We start from the raw sequence: 13,247 nt of genomic DNA on the forward strand, positions 1-13,247 counted from the left end.
TGTGGCGAGGGGATTTATCCCCGATGTGGCGCGCAGCGCCCCTAATAGCTGAATAGCCGTTGTATCTGATGAATGGTGGAACAGGGTTTTCAGGGCTGCGGCGCAGCCCATCGGGGATAAATCCCCTCGCCACAATGAGTTTCACTCTGGGTATCAGTGAACCAGAACCGTCCACAAGGCAAACCCGGCATACCACAGCACCGCCGCACGCAGCAGCAGTTCCCACAGGCAATCGAGGGTATTGATGCCGTCCGGGCCGACCACTGGCGGTGGGATTTCCCCGGCGGCCAGGCCGACCTTGTTGATCAACTGCGCAGCGCTGATGTTCCAGTTCAGCAGCTCATGCAGCATCACCCGGCTGACCGCGACGAAGTTGCCGACCAATGCAAGACTCGCCGCCAGCAAACGCACCGGCACCCAATCGAAGGCATGACGCAGCTGTGCCGCACGCTCGACCAGCGCCACAGTGCTGCCGTGCTCTTCGGCCAGCGCCAACAGGCGATAGGCCAATGCCGCCACCGGGCCGAGGAGGAAATACCAGAAGATCACCGCAAAGAAACTCTGGTAGGCCTGCCACAGCAGATGCCCCTGCACTTGTTCAAGCAATTGCTCGCCGCTGTCGGCGCAGATGTCCAGGTCGCGCTTGGCCACGTGGGCCGCCGCTTGCAGATCCTCACGGCGCCAGGCATCGCGGAACGGCCCGAGGCCGCCGAGCAGATCGCCGCGTCCGAGGCTGTAAATCACCACCAGCAAATGCACCGGCAGCGCCAGCAGACCGTACGCCACCGGTTCCAGCACCAGCAGCAACAGCGCCAGCAACGCCACCGGGCACAGCACCAGAATCGTCAGCACCAGCCACGGTTGCCTGGCCAGCCGTTTGCTGTTTTCGAGTTTGTGCAGTTCGCGGATCCATCCGCCGTCGCGTTGAAGCCGATGACGCAGGGCCGAAAACTTCTCGATCCACACCGCCAGCAGTAACACCAGAAAACTCATTGTCCTTCCTCTTTTGCCAGGGCTGCGCGGTAGCGTGCCCAGTCGAATGCCGGTCCCGGATCGGTCTTGCGCCCCGGCGCGATATCGCTGTGGCCACAGATACGCTGATCGGTGATCGCCGGAAAACGTTTCTGCAACTGCCGGGTCAGCGCCGTCAGCGCTCGATACTGTTCGTCGGTAAACGGCAGATCATCGGTGCCTTCCAGCTCGATGCCCACGGAAAAATCGTTACAGGTTTCGCGGCCTTCGAACAGCGAAACGCCGGCATGCCACGCCCGCGCAAGACAGGAGACAAACTGGGTGATCTTGCCGTCACGTTCGATCAGGAAATGCGCCGAGACGCGCAGGTCAGCGATGCCTGCAAAGTACGGGTGTTCGGTGACATCCAGACGATTCTGGAAAAATTCCTGCACCTTGCCCGTGGCGAATTGCGCCGGCGGCAGGCTGATGTTGTGGATGACCAACAGGGACACTTCGCCCGCCGGGCGCTCATTGAAGTTGGGCGACGGGCAGATCTGCACGCCATGACACCACCCGCTCGCGGGATCCAACTGCATACCGATTCCTTCAACGCCGACCATGTGGGCGCCCAGTATGCCGCGATCCGCCCTCACCGCGCGATCACTTGCCGCGATTGAGTCGCCGCAGGTCGCCCAGCACCGATTCCAGTGCGCGGTCGAATAGCAAGGTGTCATCCAGCGCACGCGCGGCGCCTCGGCTGAAAGCCAAGGCGAGGTCGGTGCGGCTGTGCTCCAGCACCTTCGTCCCGGTGCGGTCGACGAAGACATATTTGCCGGTCTCTTCGATGATCGCGGCGAGTTTGCAACGCAAGGTCTGTTCGTCGTCTGCGTCGAACACCACCCAGTGGCCCACACGCAACTGCTCGACCTGAGACAGACCGGCAGCGTCTTGCGCCAGGCGCGGCGCCGGGGCGGCTGCTGCCTGGTCGGCGCTGTGCTGCAAGACCTCGGGCGTGATTTCGATCAGCGGCGTAACGCTGTGCTCGGCTTCGTCGGAACGCTCCAGTACGCGCACGTGCAGAGCCTCCAGCTCGCTGAAGAATTCGCTGGTGGCAAACGGGTCGAAAGCCGTGCTGCTGAGGCCATCGCGCAGCGACTTGAGCAAACCCGGGACCAGTGCCAGCAGGCGCAGGCTGGATTCGCCGTCGTCATGGCGCTGCACGCTCCAGACCAACTGTTCCATGGTCTGCACATCGGCGTGCCATTCGGCGGACTGATCACCGTGCTTGAGGCAGGTCAGCAACAGCACTTTGCTCCAGGCCTGCTGGACGAAACTCACCACCGTCGCCGGCAGCACTTTGCCCAGCAGCGCCTGTTGCAACGCCTGCGCAACGCGATGCTGAGCCAGCTCGGCCTTCGCCCGGCCTTCCTCGGCATCGCGCAAGCGTTGTTCAAGCAGTTCGGTGCGGCGGCGTTCTTCCTGGGTGAAGGCGAGGAAGTCGGCGAGCAGTTCGGAGAAGATCGCCGGGTCGTCAACAAAATCACTCAGCAAGCGTTGCACCACTTGCTCGATGCGCACGTAGAGGCTGTCCCGCTCAGCGCCGTCAAAATCGCTCCAGCCCATTGCGGCCTCGGCGATTTCGTTGAGCAGGCGCCGCGCCGGGTGCGTGCTGCGGCTGAAGAAACTCTTGTCGAGCACGGCGACCTTGAGCATCGGAATCTGCAATCGGCCGATCAGCGCCTTGAGCGCGTCAGGCAGGTTGCGATCATCGAGGATGCAGTCAAAGACCATGGCGATCAGGTTGATCACATCTTCGTCTGCGGGCGCGACGACACGGGAGCGGCCGCTTCTGACGCTGACCCGGGTCAGCAGCTGCTCGAGCTGATGGCGCAGATCGAAATCTTCCTGAGCCTCGAGCGCCGGTACGTATTGCTGCAAGTGCGACAACAAGCGCAGCAGATCACGGGTATTGATCGGGTGCGCCGGGGCGCCGGGTTCCAGTGTGGGTGTGACGCGGCCACGCACCTGGGCGAGCAATTGCTGCATCGCCACGAATACTTCCTCGACGCCTTCGTCCGCTGGCGGCGACTCGCCGAGATCTTCAATCAATGTGTCGCTGTCCGCAGGCTCGACAACACGACGAGCCATGGCGGGCTTCAGATGTGGCAACACGCCGGTGGCGAGCAACAGCTGATTGGCCTCGCCATACAGCTGCTCAGTGTCAGCCAGCACATAGCGTTCGAACAGCTTGAGCAGGATCAGCTTGACCTTGATCTCGACGCCGAGGTTACGCCCGGCCTGCAGGAAATATTCGCAGAGCATCGCCGGACTCAGCGGGTTGTGCTGATCGTCCAGACGCTTGCCGAGCATGGAGCTGAAGCGTGCAGTCAGTTGATCGAGAGCGAAGCCGTCGCGCTTGAGCACGCGACTGACCATGGTCTGCACGGCCACGGTGCGCTCCATGGCATCGGTGCGCGGCGCCGATTCTTCGACCACCGGCGTGCGTGGCAGGGTGTTGGCGGCGGGATCGTATTGGGTAAGGCTGGCGAAAGCCTCAAAGAACAGTTCAAGAAAGCCGCGCTCGATGTTCTTGCGCTTGAGGCGCAGGTCGCGCATGGCTTCGAAAAAGATGTTCTGATCGACGTCGTTGCGCGCCCGGTCGGCCATTTCGAACAGCGTGTCGTCGGCGTTATCGAACAGCTCCTGCAAATCGTGGCGCAGCTGCTGCGCCGCCTTGTCGCGAACCTGCAACAGAATCACCGGCAAGCGGGCAAGCGGCGAGTGGTCCGCCAGATCGGCAGTCGCCCGGTGCAAAGGCACCACTTTCCCGTCGTTGCGCATCCAAGCCTCCTGAAACGGTGATTCGGTTCGTCGCTTTCGACACTGCCCCAGCGGAGTCGTTCGTCAAAGCCATGACGTCAAATACAAGGCGGATTATCTGGCAAAAGATGTCGACGATGCTATAGGCCTCAGGGTTTCCCCTATACGCCACGCCCACGCACTCGGCTCAGAAAAAATCGACCAGATGCGTCAGGCACGCGCGTTCTCGCCTTGGGTTGGCTCGCGCCCTGCCCCTATAATCGAACCACTTTGTTTGTGGAGTTCGTTATGCCGAATCTACGTCTCGCCGATCTGACCGCCGAAATCGAAAACAACGTGCGCCGTGCGTTGCTCGAAGACGTCGGCAGCGGCGACATCACCGCGCAACTGATCCCGGCCGAACGCCTGGCCAAAGCCACCATCATCACCCGTGACGACGCCGTCATCTGCGGCACCGCGTGGGTCGATGCGGTGTTTCGCCAGCTCGATCCGCGTGTAGCGGTGCATTGGCAAGTGGTCGACGGCCAGCGGGTCAAAGCCAATCAGCCTCTGTTTCATCTGGAAGGCCCCGCGCGCTCACTGCTGACGGGGGAACGCAGCGCGCTGAACTTCCTGCAGTTGCTGTCCGGCGTGGCGACGCGCGCGCAGTACCTGGCGGACTTCGTCGGCGAGACGCAGGTCAAGTTGCTCGACACTCGCAAAACTCTTCCCGGCCTGCGCCTGGCACAGAAATACGCAGTGACCTGCGGCGGCTGCCACAACCACCGCATCGGTCTGTACGACGCCTTCCTGATCAAGGAAAACCACATCGCCGCCAGCGGCGGCATCGCCGAAGCCGTGGCCGCCGCACACAAGATCGCCCCGGGCAAACCGGTGGAGATCGAAGTGGAAAGTCTTGAAGAGCTGAAGCAGGCGCTGGAAGCCGGCGCCGACATCATAATGCTCGACGAACTGAGCCTGGACGACATGCGCGAAGCGGTACGCCTGACCGCCGGCAAAGCCAAACTGGAAGCCAGCGGCGGCATCAACGAAAGCACGCTGCTGCCGATCGCCGAAACGGGCGTGGATTACATTTCGATTGGTGCGATGACCAAGGATGTCAAAGCGGTGGACCTGTCGATGCGACTGAGCCTCTAAACGCAGCGGCAAGCTACAAGCTACAAGCTACAAGCTACAAGCCAAGCGACTTTGCTTTGACTTGCAGCTTGTAGCTAGAAGCTAGAAGCTCGCATCTGCTCTTATACGACGAGATTATTCATCTCGCAGTACTCATACCACTCGACACCCAATACTTCCGCCGCTTCCTTGTGCAGCACGAGGCGCTGCGCCTCGAACTCCTCCGGCGTGCTCGTGTACTTGAGGGTCAGCTCCCACGGCTGCAAGCCCCGCGCTTCGGCTTCGTCCTCGAAGGCCCACTGGATCTGGTCTTTCTGATCATCGGGACTCAGGTCCTTGATCTCTTCCTTCAGGTCCGGCACATCCAGAAGGTATTTTTCCAGCGCTTGTTCGTGGCGTTGCTGTTGGGTCAATTCAGTCATGGGGTTCTCGCTGATCTTAGGAATGGAGGATGGATCTGGATCATCAAGGATCTCTCTGACGCAGGAAGTCATTGGAAGCTCGGTTTTTCCTGGCCTTCAGGACCATTCGTGGATCATCTGAAAACAACGGCGCTTGCTTGTCTGGTACGAAGGAATCCTAACAGAGACGCAAGCCAGTGCAACCGGCGGAATGAAATGAAGGGTGGTATGCGCTTGGTTACAGTTTCCTGTTTCCATGCGCGAAATTCACTGCGTATAAATCCTCGCCATCGCCTTTGAGGTCAAGGCGAACGAAACCTTCACATTGACCGCCCAAAAACAGGCAACTATATTCAGTTGCAATCATAGGCCAGCATGTCAAAGACTGAAAAACTTCTCGCCAAACTAGTCAACGGCCACAGCGCATTCACATGGTCCGAGCTTGTTACCCTGTTGGGGCGCCTTGGTTACTCTCAGCTGGAAGGATCAGGTAGCAGGATCAAATTCGACAACGGGAATCCGAGCGCAATGATCAACCTGCACAAGCCACATCCCGGAAATGAAATCAAAACATACGCAAGACGTCAGATTATCGAGCAACTGAAAACAGGAGGCCTGATTCCATGAGTTCCCAGCTGCACTACAAAGGCTATGTTGGCTCTATCGAGGCGAGCACGGAAGATAAGTGCCTGTTCGGAAAACTCCTTTTCATCAGGGCGCTGGTTAATTATGAAGGACAAACGGTGGCTGAACTGGAAGCAGCCTTTCGCGAGGCGGTAGATGACTATTTACAAACCTGTCAGCAGCTCGGGCAGAAGCCTGAAATCCCATGCAAAGGATCGTTCAATGTTCGCATCGGTCACGATCTGCATTTAGCAGCGGCTCTGGCGGCAACCCGTCAAAATTTGTCGCTGAATGATCTGACACGTCAAGCACTGAACGAATACCTCCAACACCACGCATAAAACCGACGGCGAAAATTTTTTGCCCGAGACAGGAATCGAACCTGCGACCTTCGCGTTACGAGTGCGCTGCTCTACCGGCTGAGCTACACGGGCGGTGGGCTAAACCTAGCACCGGTCTCGAGCTGCGGCAAATTTGTGGGTTGTCTGATGGTTTTCTTTTGAGAACTACAATTTCTTTATTTCAGATAAAAAAATGCCCCCGCCGTTTGCACGGCGGGGGCATCTTCATTGCGCTAAAGCGTTGGGGTGATTAAACGCCCGAAGCCTTGGCAGCTGCCACGTCTTTGATGGACAGCTTGATACGGCCGCGGTTGTCCACGTCCAGTACCAGCACTTCCACTTCCTGACCTTCTTTCAAAATGTCGGTGACTTTCTCTACGCGAGCATCGCTCAGCATCGAGATGTGCACCAGACCGTCCTTGCCCGGCAGGATGTTGACGAATGCGCCGAAGTCGACGATGCGCTCAACCTTGCCGACGTAGATCTTGCCGATCTCGGCTTCTGCAGTGATGCTCAGAACGCGCTGACGAGCAGCTTCTGCAGCATCCTTGGTTTCGCCGAAGATCTTGATCGAGCCGTCGTCTTCGATGTCGATCGAAGCCTTGGTTTCTTCGCAGATCGCACGGATGGTCGCGCCACCTTTACCGATAACGTCACGGATCTTGTCGGTATCGATCTTCATCGCGATCATGGTCGGAGCGTTGGCCGACAGTTCGGTACGCGACTGGCCAATGATCTGGTTCATCTGGCCGAGGATGTTCAGGCGCGCTTCAAGGGCCTGGCCCAGAGCGATTTCCATGATCTCTTCGGTGATGCCCTTGATCTTGATGTCCATCTGCAGTGCGGTAACGCCTTTGGCGGTACCGGCTACCTTGAAGTCCATGTCGCCCAGGTGATCTTCGTCGCCGAGGATGTCGGTCAGGACGGCGAACTTCTCGCCTTCTTTAACCAGACCCATGGCGATACCGGCCACCGGTGCCTTCATCGGTACACCAGCGTCCATCAGTGCCAGGGAAGCACCGCACACGGAAGCCATCGAGCTCGAACCGTTGGATTCGGTGATTTCCGACACCACGCGGATGGTGTACGGGAACACGTCAGCGGCTGGCAGCATGGCCGAAACCGAACGACGGGCCAGACGGCCGTGACCGATTTCGCGACGACCGGCGCCACCCATACGACCACACTCGCCTACCGAGAACGGCGGGAAGTTGTAGTGCAGCATGAACGGGTCTTTCTTTTCGCCTTCCAGGGTGTCGAGCAGTTGCGCGTCACGGGCGGTGCCCAGTGTTGCAACAACCAGTGCCTGGGTTTCGCCACGGGTGAACAGAGCCGAACCGTGAGTCTTTGGCAGGACGCCGACTTCGATGTTCAGCGGACGTACAGTCTTGGTGTCGCGACCGTCGATACGTGGCTTGCCGTTAACGATGTTTTCGCGAACGGTGCGGTATTCGATTTCGCCGAAGGCGGCTTTGACTTCAGCAGCGCTTGGCTGGCCTTCTTCACCGGACAGCTTGGCAACCACCTGGTCCTTCAGCTCACCCAGGCGAGCGTAACGGTCGGCCTTGATGGTGATGGTGTAAGCCTGGGAGATCGCTTCGCCGAACTCGGCACGGATAGCGCCCAGCAGTTCGGTGGCTTCTGGCGCAGGAGCCCAGTTCCAGGTTGGCTTGGCGGCTTCGGCAGCCAGTTCCTTCACAGCGTTGATCACAACCTGGAATTCGTCGTGAGCGAACAGTACCGCGCCCAGCATCTGGTCTTCGGTCAGTTCTTTGGCTTCCGATTCAACCATGAGCACGGCGTCGGAAGTACCGGCAACGACCATGTCCAGGCTCGAAGCGGCTTGCTGCTCGTAAGTCGGGTTCAGCAGGTAGCCGGTGCTTTCGTGGAAAGCCACGCGAGCGGCGCCGATTGGGCCGTCGAACGGAATGCCGGAAATGGCCAGGGCAGCCGAGGTACCGATCATCGCAGCGATGTCCGGATCGGTCTTCTTGCTGGTGGAAACGACGGTGCAGACAACCTGCACTTCGTTCATGAAGCCTTCTGGGAACAGCGGACGGATCGGACGGTCGATCAGTCGGGAAGTCAGGGTTTCTTTCTCGGAAGGACGGCCTTCACGCTTGAAGAAACCGCCAGGGATCTTACCGGCAGCGTAAGTCTTTTCCTGGTAGTGCACGGACAGAGGGAAGAAGCCCTTGCCCGGATCGGCTTGCTTTGCACCGACAACAGTCACCAACACGCTGACGTCGTCGTCAACGGTGACCAATACTGCGCCGGAGGCCTGACGGGCGATACGGCCTGTCTCGAGGGTAACGGTCGATTGACCGAACTGGAATTTTTTGATTACCGGGTTCACGGTGTCCTACCTTCTTTGTGGCTCTTGGGGGAAACGGTTTCTTGCGAATTCTTGGGCAATCTCGGGAATCGGCCCGATGGCAATTGTCCGGGTGCTACAGGTAAAGCCATGCTGCAGATAAAACTTGAGGCTGGGAGCCTGCAAGGCGCCAGCGGAAAACCGCTGACGCCCGACAGACCACCAACCTCATAGCGCAATCGCTGATTAGCGACGCAGACCCAGGCGAGCGATCAGCGCGGCGTACCGGCTTACGTCCTTGCCTTTCAGGTAGTCCAGCAGCTTGCGACGCTGGTTAACCATGCGGATCAGACCACGACGGGAGTGGTGATCTTTACCGTTGGCCTTGAAGTGACCTTGCAGTTTGTTGATGTTGGCGGTCAGCAGTGCAACCTGCACTTCTGGCGAACCAGTGTCACCAACAGCTTGCTGGTAGTCAGCAACGATTTGAGCTTTTTCTTGAACGTCGAGAGCCATGAGGCAATCCTTCCTTATCAGGAAACTGTTTCAGGGAAACAGCTTCAACAGGCCAGGGACAAATCCCTGTATCTATAAATGAGTAGTGACCATGCCTGTTAACAGCCACACTCGCCGGCCCGCTTAACGCAGACCGGTTCCGGTCATTCTGACCGAATCAAGCGACGCGGCGCGATGCGCCCGTCTTCGCTCACTTCACCGATACCGATGAAGCGACCATTGTGATCCTGTACTCGTACCATGCCGAACTTCGGCGCATCCGGGGCACGTACCGGCTGGCCGTTGAGCCAGTAGAACGCGCTCGCTTCGGAAAAGTGCAGCAACGGCCAATCCTGCAGGCCGCTGTCCGATGGCATCAGGAAGCGATCGACCGCTTCGTTGCCGCCTTCGGCATGTACCGCTTCCAGCTCTTCGAGGGTCACGGTCTGCGCCAGGGTGAAAGGCCCGGCCTGGGTCCGGCGCAATTCTGCGACGTACGCACCACAACCGAGTTGCTCACCGATATCCTCCACCAGGGTGCGAATATAGGTGCCTTTGCTGCAGTCCACCGCAAGCCGCGCAGTATCGCCTTCGAAGGCCAGCAATTCCAAGCGCGCAATAGTAACAGAACGCGGTTCGCGCTCCACTACTTCGCCTGCACGTGCCAGTTTGTACAGCGGCTGGCCATCACGCTTGAGTGCCGAGTACATCGGCGGTATCTGACTGATTTGCCCACGAAATTTCGGCAGGACCGCTTCGACATCGGCGCGACCAACGGTCACCGGACGCTCCTGCAAAACCTCGCCTTCGGCATCGGCCGTGGTGGTGGTCTTGCCCAGTTGCGCCAGGGTCTCGTAGCCCTTGTCGGAATCGAGCAGGTATTGCGAGAACTTGGTCGCCTCGCCGAAGCACAGCGGCAACACGCCGGTGGCCAACGGATCGAGGCTGCCGGTGTGCCCGGCCTTCTCGGCATTGAGCAGCCAGCGCACCTTCTGCAACGCGGCGTTGGAGGTGAACCCCAACGGTTTGTCGAGCAGGATGATGCCGCTGACGTTACGACGGATACGTTTGACCTGAGCCACCGAATTACTCCTTGGTGTCTTCAGGTGCAGGAGCGGCAACGTGCTGATTGTCTTCAGCCACGGCGCGCTCGATCAGCGCCGACAGATGCGCGCCACGCACGACGGATTCGTCGTAGTGGAAGTGCAATTGCGGCACGCTGCGCAGCTTCATTTCGCGAGCCAGCTGCATACGCAGGAAGCCTGCGGCGGCATTGAGCACCTTGATGCTTTGCGCGATGTCTTCAGCGTTGTCCTGGCCCATCACGGTGATGAAAATCTTCGCGTGACCAACGTCACGGGACACTTCCACAGCAGTGATGGTGACCAGGCCGACGCGCGGGTCTTTGACTTCGCGACGGATCAGTTGCGCCAGCTCGCGCTGCATCTGATCGCCGATACGTTGGGTACGGCTGTATTCTTTTGCCATGATTTGTTACCTGTTACTGCCCAGCGGTGAAACCCGCAAGGTCTGAAAGCGGCAAACGCCCGGCCTGACAAAAGCCAGACCGGGCGTTGCGTTTAGAGTCCGGACGCTGTGCCGTGCATTTGCATGCTACGGCCCATCGTGGCCCTTGAAGTGCGCGAGTCAGAGGCTGCGAGCAACCTGAACCTTCTCGAAGACTTCGATCTTGTCGCCGACTTTGACGTCGTTGTAGCTCTTCACGCCGATACCGCATTCCATGCCGGCACGTACTTCGGAAGCGTCATCCTTGAAGCGGCGCAGGGATTCCAGCTCGCCTTCGAAGATAACGATGTCTTCACGCAGTACACGGATCGGACGGTTACGGTGCACGACACCTTCGATCACCATGCAACCGGCGATCGCGCCAAACTTCGGCGAACGGAACACGTCACGCACTTCGGCCACACCCAGGATGTTCTCGCGAACATCGCTGCCGAGCATGCCGGTCAGGGCTTTCTTGACGTCTTCGATGATGTCGTAGATCACGTTGTAGTAACGCATATCCAGACCTTCCTGCTCGACGATCTTGCGAGCGCCGGCATCGGCACGCACGTTGAAGCCGAACAGTACAGCGTTGGAAGCCAGTGCCAGGTTGGCGTCGGATTCGGTGATACCACCGACACCGCCACCCACGACGCGCACTTGTACTTCGTCGTTGCCCAAGCCATTCAAGGCACCGTTCAACGCTTCCAGCGAACCACGGACGTCGGATTTGAGGACGATGTTGAGCGTCTTCTTCTCGGCCTGACCCATGTTTTCGAAGATGTTTTCCAGCTTGCCGGCATGAGCGCGAGCCAGTTTGACTTCGCGGAACTTGCCTTGACGGAACAGAGCCACTTCACGGGCTTTCTTCTCGTCGGCAACCACGCTCATCTCGTCGCCAGCGTCCGGGGTACCGTCCAGGCCGAGGATCTCGACAGGGATGGATGGACCGGCTTCCTTGATTGGCTTGCCGTTCTCGTCGAGCATGGCACGTACACGGCCGTAGTTCGAACCGACCAGGACCATGTCGCCTTGACGCAGCGTACCGTCCTGAACCAGCACGGTTGCCACCGGGCCACGACCCTTGTCGAGACGCGATTCAACCACCACACCACGGCCAGGAGCCGACGGAGTAGCTTTCAGTTCGAGAACTTCGGCCTGCAGCAGAACGGCTTCAAGCAGCTCGTCCACGCCAGTACCCATCTTCGCCGAAACCGGAACGAATGGTGTGTCGCCACCCCAGTCTTCGGAAGTCACGCCGTGAACCGACAGCTCGCTGCGGATGCGATCGAGATCGGCGCCCGGCTTGTCGATCTTGTTCACTGCTACCACCAGCGGCACGCCAGCTGCCTGAGCATGCTGAACCGCTTCGATGGTTTGCGGCATCACGCCGTCGTCCGCTGCAACCACGAGGATCACGATGTCGGTCGCCTTGGCACCACGGGCACGCATTGCGGTAAACGCAGCGTGACCCGGGGTGTCGAGGAAAGTGACCATGCCGCGATCAGTCTCAACGTGGTATGCACCGATGTGCTGGGTGATACCGCCGGCTTCGCCAGCAGCTACCTTGGCACGACGGATGTAGTCGAGCAGGGAAGTCTTACCGTGGTCAACGTGGCCCATTACGGTCACGACTGGTGCACGGGAGAACGACTCACCTTCAAACTTCAGGGACTCGGCCAGGGAATCTTCCAGAGCGGTGTCGCTGACCAGGGTCACTTTGTGGCCCAGTTCTTCGGCTACCAGTTGAGCAGTTTCCTGATCAAGCACCTGGTTGATGGTCGCTGGGGTACCCAGTTTGAACATGAACTTGATGATTTCAGCCGCTTTGACCGACATCTGGTTGGCCAGATCGCCAACAGTGATGGTCTCGCCGATCTGCACATCACGCACGACAGGGCCGGTCGGGCTCTGGAAACCGTGGGCGTTGCGCTTCTTCAGCTTGGCCTTGCCGCGACCACCACGACGGAAGCCATCGCTTTCTTCGTCGGTAGTGCGTGGCGCCACACGTGGCGCCGGGGCTTTTTCTTTGACCGATGCGCGATGCGGAGCGTTTTTGCGCTCGCCATCACCACCACCGCTGCGACGATTGTTGTCGTCGGCACGTGGCTTGTCCGGACGGCGCTGTTCGTTCTGCTTGTTGCGAACGTCAGCCGATGGAGCAGGAGCAGCAGCCACCGGTGCGCTTTCGCGAACAGGTTCGGCAGCGGCAGCCGGCGCCGCAACGGCGTCGCTGGCAGCGGTTTGCGCAGCAGCAGGCTGGCGACGCGCTTCTTCTTCGGCGCGCTGCTTGGCTTCTTCTTCAGCCTTCTGACGGGCAGCATTCTCTACTGCGCGACGCTCATCCAGTTCACGCTTGCGCTCGGCTTCGATTTCTTCCGGGCTGCGCTGTACGAAAACTTTCTTCTTGCGAACTTCAACGCTGATGCTCTTGCTACCAGCCACACGCAGGGTGCTGGTGGTTTTACGCTGCAGCGTGATCTTGCGTGGTTCTTCCACTTTCGCCTTGTGACTGCTCTTCAAGTGAGTCAGCAGGGATTGCTTCTCACTGTCAGTCACATTTTCGTCGGCGGCGGTGTGCGGCAGACCTGCCTCACGCATCTGCTGCAACAGGCGCTCTACCGGTGTTTTGACCTCATCGGCCAGTTGTTTCACCGTGACTTGCGTCATGCACTT

At 59.3% G+C, this 13,247-nt stretch carries 12 protein-coding genes and 1 tRNA gene; 3 read left to right on the forward strand and 10 right to left on the reverse strand.

Annotated features, from left to right (window positions below; translation table 11 throughout):
- Positions 1-153 precede the first annotated feature (153 nt).
- From ampE to PspCFBP13508_RS20400, 3 genes are all read right to left on the reverse strand, one after another.
- Complete coding sequence (gene ampE, locus PspCFBP13508_RS20390) at positions 154-993, reverse strand: regulatory signaling modulator protein AmpE (RefSeq protein ID WP_137215526.1); 840 nt, start codon at positions 991-993, stop codon at positions 154-156.
- Complete coding sequence (gene ampD, locus PspCFBP13508_RS20395) at positions 990-1,550, reverse strand: 1,6-anhydro-N-acetylmuramyl-L-alanine amidase AmpD (protein ID WP_137215527.1); 561 nt, start codon at positions 1,548-1,550, stop codon at positions 990-992. The genes ampE and ampD overlap by 4 nt, the downstream gene beginning before the upstream one ends.
- A gap of 64 nt (positions 1,551-1,614) precedes the next feature.
- Positions 1,615-3,795 (reverse strand): DUF1631 domain-containing protein, encoded by a 2,181-nt coding sequence (locus tag PspCFBP13508_RS20400; RefSeq protein WP_137215528.1) that lies wholly within the window; start codon positions 3,793-3,795, stop codon positions 1,615-1,617.
- A 267-nt stretch (positions 3,796-4,062) separates the two neighbouring features.
- Between PspCFBP13508_RS20400 and nadC the strand changes: the two genes are divergently transcribed.
- Positions 4,063-4,911 (forward strand): carboxylating nicotinate-nucleotide diphosphorylase, encoded by an 849-nt coding sequence (nadC, locus tag PspCFBP13508_RS20405; RefSeq protein WP_016771747.1) that lies wholly within the window; start codon positions 4,063-4,065, stop codon positions 4,909-4,911.
- Positions 4,912-5,012: 101 nt separating this feature from the next.
- Here nadC and PspCFBP13508_RS20410 read toward each other — a convergent pair whose 3' ends face one another.
- Positions 5,013-5,312, reverse strand: coding sequence for a DUF6388 family protein (locus PspCFBP13508_RS20410; RefSeq protein WP_137215529.1), 300 nt, complete (start codon positions 5,310-5,312; stop codon positions 5,013-5,015).
- A gap of 354 nt (positions 5,313-5,666) precedes the next feature.
- Between PspCFBP13508_RS20410 and PspCFBP13508_RS20415 the strand changes: the two genes are divergently transcribed.
- Positions 5,667-5,918, forward strand: coding sequence for a type II toxin-antitoxin system HicA family toxin (locus PspCFBP13508_RS20415; RefSeq protein ID WP_122692821.1), 252 nt, complete (start codon positions 5,667-5,669; stop codon positions 5,916-5,918).
- Positions 5,915-6,256 (forward strand): type II toxin-antitoxin system HicB family antitoxin, encoded by a 342-nt coding sequence (locus PspCFBP13508_RS20420; RefSeq protein ID WP_122601821.1) that lies wholly within the window; start codon positions 5,915-5,917, stop codon positions 6,254-6,256. Before PspCFBP13508_RS20415 ends, PspCFBP13508_RS20420 begins: the two co-directional genes overlap by 4 nt.
- Positions 6,257-6,276: 20 nt before the next feature.
- On the opposite strand, the gene PspCFBP13508_RS20425 is transcribed toward PspCFBP13508_RS20420, so the two are convergent.
- From PspCFBP13508_RS20425 to infB, 6 genes are all read right to left on the reverse strand, one after another.
- Positions 6,277-6,349: transfer RNA gene (locus PspCFBP13508_RS20425), tRNA-Thr, on the reverse strand.
- Between the two features lie 157 nt (positions 6,350-6,506).
- Positions 6,507-8,612 carry a polyribonucleotide nucleotidyltransferase gene (gene pnp / locus PspCFBP13508_RS20430; RefSeq protein WP_024011572.1) on the reverse strand — a complete coding sequence of 702 codons (2,106 nt, stop codon included), beginning with the start codon at positions 8,610-8,612 and terminating at the stop codon, positions 6,507-6,509.
- A 204-nt stretch (positions 8,613-8,816) separates the two neighbouring features.
- Entirely contained in the window at positions 8,817-9,086 is a 270-nt protein-coding gene (gene rpsO / locus PspCFBP13508_RS20440; RefSeq protein WP_016771751.1) for a 30S ribosomal protein S15, read from the reverse strand.
- 143 nt (positions 9,087-9,229) lie between these two features.
- On the reverse strand, positions 9,230-10,147 hold the full coding sequence (gene truB, locus PspCFBP13508_RS20445) for a tRNA pseudouridine(55) synthase TruB (protein ID WP_024011571.1): 918 nt from the start codon (positions 10,145-10,147) through the stop codon (positions 9,230-9,232).
- 4 nt (positions 10,148-10,151) lie between these two features.
- Positions 10,152-10,553 carry a 30S ribosome-binding factor RbfA gene (gene rbfA / locus PspCFBP13508_RS20450; protein ID WP_016771753.1) on the reverse strand — a complete coding sequence of 134 codons (402 nt, stop codon included), beginning with the start codon at positions 10,551-10,553 and terminating at the stop codon, positions 10,152-10,154.
- A 159-nt stretch (positions 10,554-10,712) separates the two neighbouring features.
- Positions 10,713-13,241, reverse strand: a complete 2,529-nt coding sequence (gene infB, locus PspCFBP13508_RS20455; RefSeq protein ID WP_024011570.1) for a translation initiation factor IF-2 — start codon at positions 13,239-13,241, stop codon at positions 10,713-10,715.
- Positions 13,242-13,247: the final 6 nt, after the last annotated feature.

It is taken from the genome of Pseudomonas sp. CFBP13508, assembly GCF_005233515.1.
Lineage (GTDB): Bacteria > Pseudomonadota > Gammaproteobacteria > Pseudomonadales > Pseudomonadaceae > Aquipseudomonas > Aquipseudomonas mercuritolerans.

Bases quoted from the DNA above. Each gene is read 5' to 3' on its own strand.
- ampE (WP_137215526.1), bottom strand. From the start codon at position 993: ATGAGTTTTCTGGTGTTACTGCTGGCGGTGTGGATCGAGAAGTTTTCG.
- rbfA (WP_016771753.1), bottom strand. From the start codon at position 10,553: ATGGCAAAAGAATACAGCCGTACCCAACGTATCGGCGATCAGATGCAG.
- nadC (WP_016771747.1), top strand. From the start codon at position 4,063: ATGCCGAATCTACGTCTCGCCGATCTGACCGCCGAAATCGAAAACAAC.
- rpsO (WP_016771751.1), bottom strand. From the start codon at position 9,086: ATGGCTCTCGACGTTCAAGAAAAAGCTCAAATCGTTGCTGACTACCAG.
- PspCFBP13508_RS20400 (WP_137215528.1), bottom strand. From the start codon at position 3,795: ATGCGCAACGACGGGAAAGTGGTGCCTTTGCACCGGGCGACTGCCGAT.
- PspCFBP13508_RS20420 (WP_122601821.1), top strand. From the start codon at position 5,915: ATGAGTTCCCAGCTGCACTACAAAGGCTATGTTGGCTCTATCGAGGCG.
- ampD (WP_137215527.1), bottom strand. From the start codon at position 1,550: ATGCAGTTGGATCCCGCGAGCGGGTGGTGTCATGGCGTGCAGATCTGC.
- infB (WP_024011570.1), bottom strand. From the start codon at position 13,241: ATGACGCAAGTCACGGTGAAACAACTGGCCGATGAGGTCAAAACACCG.
- PspCFBP13508_RS20415 (WP_122692821.1), top strand. From the start codon at position 5,667: ATGTCAAAGACTGAAAAACTTCTCGCCAAACTAGTCAACGGCCACAGC.
- PspCFBP13508_RS20410 (WP_137215529.1), bottom strand. From the start codon at position 5,312: ATGACTGAATTGACCCAACAGCAACGCCACGAACAAGCGCTGGAAAAA.